The organism is Bifidobacterium sp. M0404 (assembly GCF_016101415.1).
Lineage (GTDB): Bacteria > Actinomycetota > Actinomycetes > Actinomycetales > Bifidobacteriaceae > Bombiscardovia > Bombiscardovia polysaccharolytica.
Genome location: NZ_JACFQP010000002.1, coordinates 494208 through 506413, shown reverse-complemented (window position 1 = coordinate 506413; position 12206 = coordinate 494208). Strand labels below are relative to the sequence as shown.

Sequence of the window (12206 nt, the reverse complement as noted above, 5' to 3'; positions counted from 1 at the left end):
CCCAATATCACAGCAGATCCAACTCGCCTAGAAGTCCCAGTCGTCGTCGTCAGTGGACTCGGAGTGCCCCATGACGTAGGAGGAGCCCGAACCTGAGAAGAAATCATGGTTCTCGTTGGCCGATGGCGACAGGGCCGCCAGGATCTCCGAACTGACATCAGTCTGGTCGGCCGCGAACCGGGCCGGGTAGCCCAGGTTCATCAGCGCCTTGTTGGCATTGTAGCGAACGAAGGCGAAGACGTCCTCGACGAAGGGGAAGCCCTCATAGATCTGCCCCGAGTAGACCATCTCCAGGTCGTAGAGCTTGTCCAGCAAATCGTTGGTGAACTTCTCCAGCATGGCCTGGTCGGCCTGGGTCCTCTCCTCAAGACCCCGCTGATACTTGTAGCCCGAGTAATAGCCATGGATGGCCTTGTCACGCAGGATCAGACGGATCATGTCGGCCGTATTCATCAGCTTGGCATGGCTGGAGAAGTAAAGGGGCAGGTAGAAGCCCGCATAGAGCATGAGCGAGGAGAGCATGGTGGAGGCCACCTTGCGCTTCAGGGGATCCTCGCTGACATACTCGTGCAGGACCGTGTGGACGCGCTCCTGGAGGACGTCGTTGGCCACAGCCCAGCGGTAGGCCTTGTCGATCTCCTCGCTGGAGCAGAGCGTGGAGAAGACCGAGGAGTAGGAGCGGGCATGGACCGACTGCATGAAAGCGATGTTGGTATAGATGGCCTGCTCCTGCTCGGTGCGGGCGTGATCGATCTGCACCAGCTCACCGATGGTGGCCTGCGTGGTGTCCAGCATGGTCAGTCCGGTGAAGACACGAACCGTGGTCTGGCGCTCATGATCGGTCAGGGTGTTCCAGGATGGGATGTCGTTGGACAGCGGCACCTTCTCGGGCAACCAGAAGTTGGAGACCAGACGGTTCCAGACCTCCAGATCCTTCTCATCGGTGATGTTGTTCCAGTTGACCGGGCGAATCCTGGCCTCGGGGGTGACCCGGTACTGGGGCGGAGTGATGGATTGGCGCATCATCTCGTCGTCGGCATAGACGCCGGCCTCTGACTTTGCGCTCTCTTTGGTGCTTTCCTGCTGGCTCATGACAAAACCGCCTTTCGTGAATCAGTCGACTGCTGCTGGAGCTGCACTCCCATTCCGACCAGAATGGCCCTGACCGCCTGTACATCCTCCGCGGTGCCCAGCAGCTCGAATCGATAGAGCTCAGGGACGCCGCACCGGCGGGCTATCAGCGGGCCGGCCGCGCAATAGGCGCTGCCGAAGTTCCGGTTGCCCGAGGTGACGACTCCGCGGATCAGTCCGCGGTTGACCGGATTGTTCAGGAAGTGGATGACCTGCTTGGGCACGGCCCCCTTGGCTGACCCGCCGCCATAGGTGGGCACCAGCAGAAGGTAAGGCGCATCCATAATGGGCATGGGCTGGCGCCGCTCATACAGGGGGATGCGGATGGGCCCCTCCACGCCCAGCCGCTGCACAAAGCGGTGGGTGTTGTTGGAGACGCTGGAGAAGTACACCAGCTTGGAGGCACCATCGGGAGGATCGTGCCGATCCACATCTGCTGAGGACATAGTGACTGTTGCTCCTTGGTAAACACTATATATTGGATAGGCTTGGCCAGCCAACCACAATATATAGGTTTATCCAAGACGACACAAGCTCACAGGAGCAAAACAGCCTTTGCTGTGACATTCCAGACAAGGACGGAGACGGCAATTATTTGCATTTACACTCGCGGCAGTATGCGGCCTTCAGTCAGCAATCGGATCCTGCGGTAAACCCTGCCGACGCAGATCAGCGCAAACTTCCAGGACCCGGTCGTTGGCTTCCCGCTCCCCCACAGTGATGCGGATGCCCTCGCCGGGGAAGGTCCTGACCGACAAGCCTGCGTCGCGGAAGAGCTGATCAGCCTGTGCGGCGGCCTGGCCCAGAGGCAGCCAGTAGTAGTTGGCCCGAGGCTCAGGAATTTTCCACCCCTGCTCCTGCAAACCAGCCAGGATCCTGGCCCGTTCCTGCTTGAGTGCCTGGACCCGTTCGGCAAGGCGATCCTGTGCGTCCAGGCTGGCCATTGCCGCTGTTTGGGCCACATCGGTGACACCGAAGGGCAGGGCCACCTTGTTCATGCCGGCAATGATCGGCTCCGCTGCCACGGCGTATCCGATCCGCAGACCAGCCAGTCCATAGGCCTTGGAGAAGGTCCGGGCCACTATCACATTGGGATGCTCGCGCATAAGTGTCAATCCATCGGCTCGATCAGGGTCGTCGTTGAACTGTATATACGCCTCGTCGAAGAGCACCGGCAGGTCTGCTGGCAGGGCTTGCAGGAGCCGTTCGGCCTGATTGCGATCGACGTTGGTCGCAGTCGGATTGTTGGGATTGTTGACAATGACCAGTCTGGTGTGGTCATTGACCGCGGCGATCATGGCCTCGATGTCATGGCGCCCCTGCTTATCCAGAGGCACAGGCACCCCGGTGGCACCGGCCATGGTGATGATGATGGGATAGGCCTCGAAACTGCGCCAGGGATAGACCACCTGATCGCCGTGACCGGCCACCAGGTCAACCAGCTGGGTGATGACCTCAGTGGATCCGCATCCCAGCTGAATGCATGCTGGATCGACCCCGTGCAACTTGGCCAGCCGCTCTACCAGACGGGTGCCATGCATGTCCGGATAGCGGTTCAAATGACCCAGGGCTTGCTCGGAGACGGTCTGAAGCACGCCGGGCAGGGGCGGATAGGGGTTCTCATTGCTTGAGATCTTGTAACTGGTCAACCCGGGAACGGCTGGTGCCGGGCTGCCCTGCCGGTATCCGGGAAGGGAATCAATGCTGGCGCGATGACGATAGTACATGGGCACCATGTTAGTGGCCGCCACATGTCTCTGCGGCATCTGGTCCGCTGCACGGTCCTGACAAGACGCAAGTGGCCCCTGGTCCTTTCACAGGACCAGGGGCCACTAATCACCGCCTCTTTACTTGAGGATGGCCAGAACGTCGCGCGCGGACACGATCAGGTAGTCCTCGCCGCCGTAGTTGACCTCGGTGCCGCCGTACTTGGAGTACAGAACCTTGTCGCCAACCTTGACATCCATGGGGATGCGCTCGCCCTTGTCGTCACGACGGCCGGGGCCTGCCGCCAGCACCTCGCCCTGCTGGGGCTTCTCCTTGGCGGTATCAGGAATGACCAGCCCGGAAGCGGTCTTGGTCTCCGCCTCAGCCTGCTTGATGACGATCTTGTCTTCCAACGGTGTGAGTGAAATCGACACTGTGGACCTCCTACATCTTGTGAGAACAGCCAATGAACCCACGCCGGAACGTCGATGAGAGGCTGACGAACACTCACCACGCATTCCTTTGCGCTACAAGTCATATTAGCGCGAAATTAGCACTCTGCCAACTTGAGTGCTAACGCTGGTGGTGAAAGGTGGATTGTCGATTGGCCCCTCAGGACTTGGCTGACGGACGACGCCGGGCCAATATGGCCTCCACGCCGATGGATAGGGAGTTCTCGCTACGGTCAGGCGCTTCGACCTGGGCCTGCATCTCCCTCTCATGGAAGTCGTCGGGCCGCCCATCGGCCTTCTTCTTTTCGGGGGGGCGGGCCACGGAGACCTGTCGGGTTGACTTGATCTCCAGGCTGTGGGGACCCTCATCTTCGTTGTTCTTGCCGTCCTTGTCCGCTTCCTCGCCGCGGGCCGATCCCAGGGAGAAGGAAATCAGATCTTGGCCTGCCGCCATGTCGAAAGCATCCAAGGCCGGAGAGGGATTGATGCGTTCGAGTTCGTTGGTGGCATCCTCCTGGGCCTTTGCCGAGGACGACGATGCCGCGGATTTGGAGGCCTGATCCGACGAGGCCTGGTGCTCTTTGCCGATAGACGCAGAAACCGATCCGGACTTGCCTGAATGGGCAGCGGCGGATTGGGCAGGCATCGAGTGTGAAGAAGTCGGCCGGACTGCAGACTTCGAGGCAGCGGATTTGTCCATTGGCGACTTGGGCGCAGCAGATTTGGAGGCAGCCTTTTGGGCCTTTGAAGATTTGGCAGCTGCTGGTTTGGAAGCCGCCGGTTGAGAAGCCGCTTGTTTGGCTGGGGTCTGTTCAGAGGTCTTCTTGGTGACGGGCTGCCTGTTCGAGGTATGTCCGGTCTGAGCAACAGTCTTCTCGTTCGGCTTTACGGACCCGGCCGAACCCTTAGCCTTGCTGGTGCCGGCTGACGGCTTTGCTGGCTTGGTGGAATTGTGCTGCCTGGCCTTGAGTGCTGCCTGCTGATCAGCCTTGGCCTGAGCCAGCGTTTGACGAATCTCACCCTGGTCAAGCACATCCGTGGCAGTTTCCGTGCGGCCCTCATTCTTGGCCTGCACAGGCCTGCCGGAGGTCTTGCTCTTAGTCAGACTGGTCGCCTGCTGACGACGCTGCCTAGCACGCCGCTGGGCCAAATTGCGCTCCCAAGTCCTAGCCTGGGCCGAAGCATGTGCGCCGGCGGCCAACACCACTATCACCAAGGCCAGAGGAATCAAAGTGAACCATGGGCTGTAGTCTATAAGGAAAGAGAGCCCAGCCACCAGCAGAGTGATGACCAACAGGGTAAGGACCAAGATGCGACGACGGCGTATGGCCGCGCGGCGCAACTGTCTGATCTGCTTGATGCGCTGGGCCTGACTCAGCCGGTTGCCATCCTGCTGCCCTTGCTGCATGACCAACCCTTTCACCGTCCTCGACTGCCTGTCGCAGAACCTCATACCGTCTTCCCGACCCACCATGTGCAGGGAGGTGGAAAGCCTGTCCTGGCGATGCTCCGAGGCCCGCTTCATGCCCTTGACGGTGCGAAACGGCAGCCAACCCAGCACCAGAATCACTGCAATCACCAAAACCATGATGCTGCTGAGTGATTCATAAACCATAGGTACTACGTTAGTTGACGGTATGCCCCAAGCGGCAAGTCAAACCCAGCGTGTCGACCATGTCTGCCCCGGGGATTCATAAACGGGCCAGCAGATCTGGATCGAATTGGTCGCTGATCCAGGCAAAGGTCAGGTGGTCCCGCCACTGTCCGTTTACATACATGTAGCTGCGACGCAGCCCCTCCGGCTCCATGCCCAGCTTTTGTACCACACGCAGGGACCGCTGGTTTTCAGGCAGAATCGCCACCTCCAGACGGTGCAGATGAGGCCCGCTCCTATCCTTGAAGACCCAATTCGCCACCATGGCCAAGGCCAGGGGCGCGAATCCGTGACCGATCCAATCCTGGTCAACCCAGTAGCCCGCTACCGCCGTGCACATGGACCCATAGCGGATGGCGCCTAGGGAAATCTGCCCTACGATGCTCTGATGAAACTCCATCAGGAAGACCGCCGAAGTACCCTCCTGCCTGGCACGCTCCAGCTCCTGCATCCACTGGGCATAGGTCATGCCAGGTCCGTGGCGGGGATCCCCCGATTCCCATGGAGCCAGCCAATCACGATTCCTCCATCGAACCGCATTCCATGCTGATTGATCACCATCGCGGATGGGTCTCAGCAGGAAGTCCCCATGGCCCGGAGGCGGGGTCAGACGATCGGGCAGATTCAGGGCATGGCCCGAGCGGGCCCGGGAACCCTGCCAGACCTGACGGAAGGTATGCAGAACCGACATGATTCCATGTTCTCACCGAACGGCAGCTGAAGCAGACAGGCGTCCATCCGAGAGAGCCCCTACTGGTAGAACTGAGGACATGAACGAGCAGGAACGCATCGATATGGACAAGCAAGATCGGCGTGGCCGGCTGCTTGAAGACCGAAGGCACATCGATCAAGCCCAATGCCTGGATGCGGGCCGCAAGCTGGCCTATCTGCTGGCCGACCATGTGCTCCCGAGAGTCGAACGCTCCCGAAGCGACCAGAGCCTGACCGTGGCCGCCTTTGCCTCCATTCGGGGGGAGATAGCCATGGACCCCAGTCTTGACCTTCTGCTGGGCCGGGGATACCAGGTGCTCATTCCCATGCTGGGCACGGGCACCCAAGTAGGCTGGGGATGCCTGCAATCAGAGCATGATCTGGATGGCATGAAGCGGATTCCCGGCTGGCGGCCGGACGAACCCGATATGCCGGCACTGCCAGCTCAGGCTTTGAATCAGGCTGATCTGATCCTGGTGCCGGCACTGGCCATCGACCATACCGGCATTCGTCTGGGTCGGGGCGGCGGCTGGTATGACCGGGCTTTGGCCTTGTGCGCTGAACAGACACCAGTGGTGGGCATCTGCTGGCCCGGCGAATTCGTCGAAGCTCCTCTGCCCCATCTGGACCATGATCTTCCTGTGGATGCCGTCCTGACGCCCGAAGGTTTCACGCCCACAGCCGCAGGTCTGTCACGGAGGCCCGGAGCGGACCATAATGGTGATGAACAAGACTGACGAGAGGCCCGGTGCCGATTCTTCTGGTCGAAGCCACCACTAGGATATTGGGTGTTGAACCAATCGTCGCGCGAACCGACCATCAGCGGAGGGAAAGAACGGTGCCCACCTATCATTATCGTTGCAAGAACTGCGGATACGACTTTACCAAGGAGCAGTCTTTCAACGACGAACCCATCACCATCTGCCCCAAGTGCGGGCAGCAGCAGGTCCGCAAGGTCTTCTCCGCAGTGCCTATCGAGTTCAAGGGCCATGGCTTCTACCGGACCGACGGAGCCTCATCTTCCTCCTCTTCGAGCTCCACAAGCAGCAAGTAGACCAAGAGGCACATTCGACCACATCGACCATGCGGACCCATACGCCAGACAACATTCTGGCAGGCTGGGGGCATGGTCGATTTTCCCATCTTCACCAAGAAGAACAAGCCTTCAACGGTCACCAGCACCCTGACTCGCCGACGGCGGCTTTTTCGGCTACGGCGCGTAGGGGCCGCCCTGGCATTGGGGCTGGCAGTCTTCTGTGCCCTGCAGATCCTGGTCCAGGCGCAGGGCCGCCTGTCTGTATTGGTCGCCGCTCGGCCTATTGCACGCGGCTCAGCCATCGAGCCTGCCATGGTTCGGACGCGGATCCTGCATGGCAGGGAACAGCTGCCCGGCCTGATTGCTTCATTTGGGCAAGTACGCGGACGGAGGCTGATGGTCAGCGTCCGCACAGGGCAACCGCTGACCACGGCCATGATCAGCAACAGACCGGCACAGCCGGCCGGGACCACCGCAGTGACCGTCCACCTGGCCGACGATCCGGGAGACCTGCAGGCCGGCGATCAGGTGAGTTTGCTAGCCGCGGGGAACTGCCCGGCCGACAACGGTCCGCATCCCACCCAATCCAGTTCCCTGCCGCCATCCTCCAAGCGAGACCAACCCGGTTCCGATAGGGTGCCGGGGCTTGCCCACAGTCGACAAGTCAACGACGTACAGACACCGGCTCCCAGGCAGGCCTCAGGTGGCGGACGCTGCATGATAGCCGAGCAGGCACTGGTTTTACAACCAGCACAGACCGTTCCCAGGAATCAATCCAATCCAGACGGGCGGGAAGGCGACCAAGTCCGGCAAGGATCCCAGTCCGTCTTCGCTCTGGATGCCAATCAGGCCCTGCTCTTGTTGTCGCTGGATCCATCCACCCCTGTCATTGCCATCCGCCCCGAAAGAACCTCTGCACCGACACCCTCCAATCATGTCGGAAAACCGAAACCATCCTGCGCCCGCGATAATGGAGGAAGAAGGAGGCATGGGCGCTCCATGCCTTACATCAGCTACGGAAGGATGCAGGATGGCCTCGATCAATCAGGTGGCGGCCAAGGATACCGCCGAAGCAGTGCACAAGATCTCGCAGATCAGCAACAAGGGTGTGCTGGGCGAATTCAAGCAGTTCATCTCGCGCGGATCCATGGTGGATATGGCCGTGGGCGTAGTCATGGGTTCAGCGGTGACCAGCGTGGTAAACGCCATCGTCAACAATCTGATCAGCCCCCTGATCGCCATGATCTTCGGCAAACCGGACCTGTCGGGGCTCCTTACCATCAGCTACCGGAACGCCACCATCTCTTTCGGTGCCATTCTGACGGCCCTACTCAACTTCCTCTTGATCGCCATCGCTGTTTACTTCTGCATCATTATGCCCATCAACAAGCTGCGGCAACTGAGCAGGGCCGCCTCGGGCATCAAGGACCAGCCCAACGCACCCAGCCCCCAGGACCAGAGCCTGCAGCTGTTGCGCCAGATCGCCGCCGACATCCACCAGTCAACAGGTGCAGACAGTCAAGATGCCGGAACCGGTCTGCCGACGGAACAGAATTAGGACCAGCAGTCAGTCGCCACGCTCATTGGGGAAGAGTCCCCAATGTGGCGGCAGCTCACCCAGGATCCGTCGGTCATCCCCGTCAAGACGATCCTGGGTACAGACCTGGTCCTGAGGATCCTCCTCGATGCCGTCAACATCGAACCGTTCCGTGCCTGGGCGAACCACCCGGCGATGCCGACGTCGGCGTGAAGCTGCAGGATTACCGGCCTGATTTCCTCGGTCTAGCTGATCATCCGCCATCAACGCGCCTGATGGTAGATATCGGCAAGGCGAGCGACGATCCTATCGGCTTCCTTATCGGGGTTGACAAAGGCCGAAACGCTCCAGACCGTCATGACCGACCAGCCAAGATACTGCAGGTCCTCGGTGGTGAACCGGTGACGCTCCCTGGTGGACTGGGTGTGCATGAACTCGGCGTCGTCGGTCAGCACAGCCAAAGCATAGGGCTTGTTCTTGAGCCCCACCACCAATGGAATTCGGGGCGCCTGGTCATACCCATAATCCAGGGCTACATCCAGCCCCCGGGTCCGGAGCCTCTGGGCCAGATCCCTGAAGAGCACATTGGTGGATTGCTCGGCTTGCTCGGGCCGCGCGGGTTCAGCGTCGGGATGCTCAACCCAGGTCAACAGGTCCTTGAGCAGACGCGGCCCTGGCTGGTGAATGCGGTCGTCCTCCAGATCGTCAGCCGAGAATGCCGCGACGATGTCCAGATTCCGATCCGGCAGGACCAGTGCATCCAGCAGCATGCCCTTGCCTCCTTCGCCTTCCAGATCGCCAAACTGCTGCAGGAGACGACCGTGGGTGGTCTTGGCAAAGCCCAAAGTGAGGATCACATCCGTGGCCCGGGCACCGCAGACCTCGTCGATGCCGACAATGCGTACATGCCGCAGGAACTTGGCGAAAACCCTGTCCTTGGCGGCTGCCGACTTGAGTTCAGCGCCCAGCCGGGAGCGATGAGTAGCTGACAGGGTGACCACAGTCAGCAGGTAACTGTTCGGTACCAGGGAAAAAGATCCGGCCTTGCGCTTGAGCATGTCGACGACAGCAGCGACCTCCTGCTGGCTGGACTCGACCAGACCGGTGGCCATGACCGGGACGCCAACACCCTCCACCCTGGTCAGGGTCACCCTGCCAGGCTCCCGGCAATCAGGCACAGGCGCCGACAAATCCCCATAACCATGATCCTTCAGGAAGGCGTCCAGACGAATCGAGCGGCGCGAGGGCCGGGCTTTGACAGTGACCGGAACCAGACGGTCGATCAGCTGCAACAGGCCATCCGAGGTTACGGTCGGCCGGTGGGCGATGACTGCCACCTGCCGGGCCCGAGCCAGCACGGTCAGGACCTGGATGGAAGGCATATGGGCCCCGGCGTCGATGATGACCGTATCGGCCAGCTGTGTCGGATTGGTTCTGGTCGCCAGCGTGGCAGGAGTCGCGATGATGATGGGCTTGGCCGCCGACAGTATGCTGGGATGGGCCTGTTGGAAGACCGGAAGGGAGGCGCCAGGGTTGCCTGCCAGCATGGTGTGCAGCTGATTGGCCTCCTGTGTGCGCGAGAAGAGCAGCTCGGACAGACGCTTTTCGCTCTCCTGGGCAACCATGGGCCCTATGCTGGCCACGTGCTGTGCATCCACCTGACTAAAGCGGTCGGCTGCGCTGGATAAGGCGGAACCGTCCTGGTTGGAGATGATCTGCGAGGAACGCATGATGTCGTCAAAGACCGTGGTCCACCACGCCAGCTGCAGTTCGGCCCGTACCGCCTTACCTTCAACCTGCCGGTTGCGCAGATCCTGGACCAGGCCATCCAGACCCGCCTTGTTGAATTCACCCTCCAAAGCGCAGCGTTCAGGCAAGGTATCCAGGGCTGTATGGTCGTCAAAGAGGGCCTTGAGCCGCTCCTCCACCTTGTTGAAGTCCATGGTCTCCAGATCGCCGCCAGCCGGAGTCGAGTCCAGGACGGTGTCCAGAGCCGTCATGTCACGAATCAGAGATTCCTGAGTGTCAATGATGACGTCCAGCTTGGGCGGCAGGACCGGCCAGCCGCCGTGGGGGACGAATGTCCGCCACTGCTCGGCCTGCTTGGAGACCACCACCAGTGACTCGTGCAGATCCTCGACCTGCGCACCAGGTCTGAGCAGGCTCTTAGCCTCCTTGACAAGACGTCGACGCTCCCAGAACCCCAGATTGGTGCCATCAGCCTTGCGATCGGCCTTGGACTTGGTGGCCTCGATCATGGCGGGAATGTCGCGCTCGAAGATGGAGGGCTGGAAGACATCCAGAACACGGCGCAGGTTCTTGAGGACCACCACCTGCCGTCCCCAATCCTTGACGGTGGCCGGCACGGGGAATCCACAGGTCTCTACAGTAGATTTGACCTGCTCACGGGTGTCCGGCAGAAGCCGCTGCAGAAGACGAACCACACGGGAGTAAGCATCCACGGCCTCGTTATCGTTGATCAGTGTGGCACCGAACCAGGGAGTGTCTTGGGGGCCGATGACGAATTCGCCCAGCTCGGCAGCCCTCTCCAGCTTGTCCGCCCAGGCATCCAACTCGGGCTGCAGGTTGTGGGCCGTGGCCGCACCCAAACGGACACGGGTGGCAGGATGCGTAGGCATGTTGGCAATGTTGGCCAGATTCTGAATCGTCTGGTAGGCCGAAACTCCCCAGCCCGAATCCACTCCATGAAGATCGCCCAGGTAACGGGTCAGCCGGGAACGGACACCCACAAGCTCGTCAGCCACCTGATCAAAATGCTCACTGGCCTTGCCGGGTTTGAAGCCTACCGCATCGATCAAACGCTGATCCAGGACGCGGCCCAGTTGGTCGTCGGTCAGGTCAAGGGCCATGCCAGCCATCCCGGCAGCTTCCAGACGGTGTTGGAAGCGCCGCTTCTCCTCCACCACACAGGGCACATAGAGCACTGTCCTGCCTGCGGTGACGCAACGCGAGGCAATGGCCAAAGCATCGTCAGCGCTGTGGCGGCCGGTCTGTTCATCCACAAGCACGCTATGCCCGGTCGCCACCAGCTGGGCTGCATAACGGACCCGGTTGGCCACATCTCCGGACTCGAATTCGCTGTGAGGATCCGCATCGAAGGGACTGTAGTCGGGCACGGATCCGCCCTTGAGCCGCTCGGAGGCCGCCTGGTCGCCTGCCAAAGCATCCAACAGATCGTTACCGGTGGACCCGACAGTCATCCGGTCCAGAATCCGGAGGCTTTCACCAAGCAGCTGGGCCGATGGCTCGATGAAACACCCTAGGACAATTTTCCGTTCGATGGTGAAGTCGCTGATATGCGGCGTGATCAGGGCCGTCATGTCCTTGAACAGCGATGAAGTTTCCGGCGTGCCGCCCTGATAATGGGAGGCGGAAAACAGGCGGTCAGGATCCAGGGTGATGCCTCGCTCGCGCATGGCCGAGATCAAGGCAGGATTAAGATCCACCTTGCCTGTGAATCTGATGGAGGCTCTGGAGGTTCCCTGTGTGCTCTCATCAATACGCACGGGGTAGAGCAGAACAGGCATGTCGCGCCCCTGCCAGGCAGCCACTCCTACCACCATGGAGAGCTGGGCAAAGCCGCTGGCACGCTCCTTGGCGGCCTGATCGTCCAGAACCCGCTCCATGCGCCGGTGGGCCGCGCGCAGCATGCCCCGGTCTCGGAAGAGCGCATCCAGATGGACCTGGCCGCTGGCGAAAAGCTGTGCAATGCCTGAAGGATGCGCATGTGACAGGTCCATCTGCGCAGCCAGCTGCGATACACTCTCCAGAGGAGTCAATCCCACCTGGTTCTGGTATTCCTGGCGCCATCCTCGAATTCGATCCAGAGGAGTCAGCGGAGCTTTGACCTCTTCTGCCGCACGGTCAGGGGAGGATTCGGCCGCTGATGCCTGTGCATCCTCGGTACGTTTGCCCTGTTCCGATCCCCCGGTGCTCATTACCGTCTCGCTCATCCGT

General features: G+C 60.7%; 11 protein-coding genes and 1 pseudogene. 4 read left to right on the top strand and 8 right to left on the bottom strand.

Annotated elements, in window-relative coordinates; genetic code table 11:
- Window positions 1-27: 27 nt before the first annotated feature.
- The 6 genes from nrdF to H3T93_RS06220 all read right to left on the bottom strand — a co-directional run bounded on the left by nrdF (window position 28) and on the right by H3T93_RS06220 (window position 5635).
- Window positions 28-1023: a class 1b ribonucleoside-diphosphate reductase subunit beta gene (gene nrdF, locus H3T93_RS06245; protein ID WP_046323878.1), complete on the bottom strand. Its 996-nt coding sequence runs from the start codon at window positions 1021-1023 to the stop codon at window positions 28-30.
- 65 nt (window positions 1024-1088) lie between these two features.
- Window positions 1089-1577 (bottom strand): class Ib ribonucleoside-diphosphate reductase assembly flavoprotein NrdI, encoded by a 489-nt coding sequence (nrdI, locus tag H3T93_RS06240; protein WP_110413395.1) that lies wholly within the window; start codon window positions 1575-1577, stop codon window positions 1089-1091.
- A 180-nt stretch (window positions 1578-1757) separates the two neighbouring features.
- Entirely contained in the window at window positions 1758-2858 is a 1101-nt protein-coding gene (locus H3T93_RS06235) for a histidinol-phosphate transaminase (RefSeq protein WP_186363994.1), read from the bottom strand.
- A 120-nt stretch (window positions 2859-2978) separates the two neighbouring features.
- On the bottom strand, window positions 2979-3272 hold the full coding sequence (gene groES, locus H3T93_RS06230) for a co-chaperone GroES (RefSeq protein ID WP_015022393.1): 294 nt from the start codon (window positions 3270-3272) through the stop codon (window positions 2979-2981).
- A gap of 178 nt (window positions 3273-3450) precedes the next feature.
- Window positions 3451-4869, bottom strand: a complete 1419-nt coding sequence (locus tag H3T93_RS06225; RefSeq protein ID WP_144178421.1) for a hypothetical protein — start codon at window positions 4867-4869, stop codon at window positions 3451-3453.
- Between the two features lie 112 nt (window positions 4870-4981).
- A complete protein-coding gene (locus H3T93_RS06220; protein WP_144178420.1) occupies window positions 4982-5635 on the bottom strand; it encodes a GNAT family N-acetyltransferase in 654 nt (217 codons plus the stop codon).
- A gap of 79 nt (window positions 5636-5714) precedes the next feature.
- Here H3T93_RS06220 and H3T93_RS06215 point away from each other — a divergent pair, with 79 nt between their 5' ends.
- The 4 genes and pseudogenes from H3T93_RS06215 to H3T93_RS06200 all read left to right on the top strand — a co-directional run bounded on the left by H3T93_RS06215 (window position 5715) and on the right by H3T93_RS06200 (window position 8249).
- Window positions 5715-6392, top strand: a complete 678-nt coding sequence (locus H3T93_RS06215; protein ID WP_186363988.1) for a 5-formyltetrahydrofolate cyclo-ligase — start codon at window positions 5715-5717, stop codon at window positions 6390-6392.
- A gap of 101 nt (window positions 6393-6493) precedes the next feature.
- On the top strand, window positions 6494-6709 hold the full coding sequence (locus H3T93_RS06210; protein WP_044097723.1) for an FmdB family zinc ribbon protein: 216 nt from the start codon (window positions 6494-6496) through the stop codon (window positions 6707-6709).
- 72 nt (window positions 6710-6781) lie between these two features.
- Window positions 6782-7120: pseudogene (locus H3T93_RS09325) on the top strand (SAF domain-containing protein); the annotation flags it as partial.
- Window positions 7121-7838: 718 nt separating this feature from the next.
- Window positions 7839-8249, top strand: coding sequence for an MscL family protein (locus H3T93_RS06200; RefSeq protein ID WP_411675010.1), 411 nt, complete (start codon window positions 7839-7841; stop codon window positions 8247-8249).
- A gap of 9 nt (window positions 8250-8258) precedes the next feature.
- Here the strand turns inward: H3T93_RS06200 and H3T93_RS06195 are convergent, their stop codons facing one another.
- Entirely contained in the window at window positions 8259-8492 is a 234-nt protein-coding gene (locus H3T93_RS06195) for a hypothetical protein (RefSeq protein WP_144178416.1), read from the bottom strand.
- Entirely contained in the window at window positions 8492-12202 is a 3711-nt protein-coding gene (locus H3T93_RS06190; RefSeq protein WP_144178414.1) for a helicase, read from the bottom strand. The genes H3T93_RS06195 and H3T93_RS06190 overlap by 1 nt, the downstream gene beginning before the upstream one ends.
- Window positions 12203-12206 lie beyond the last annotated feature (4 nt).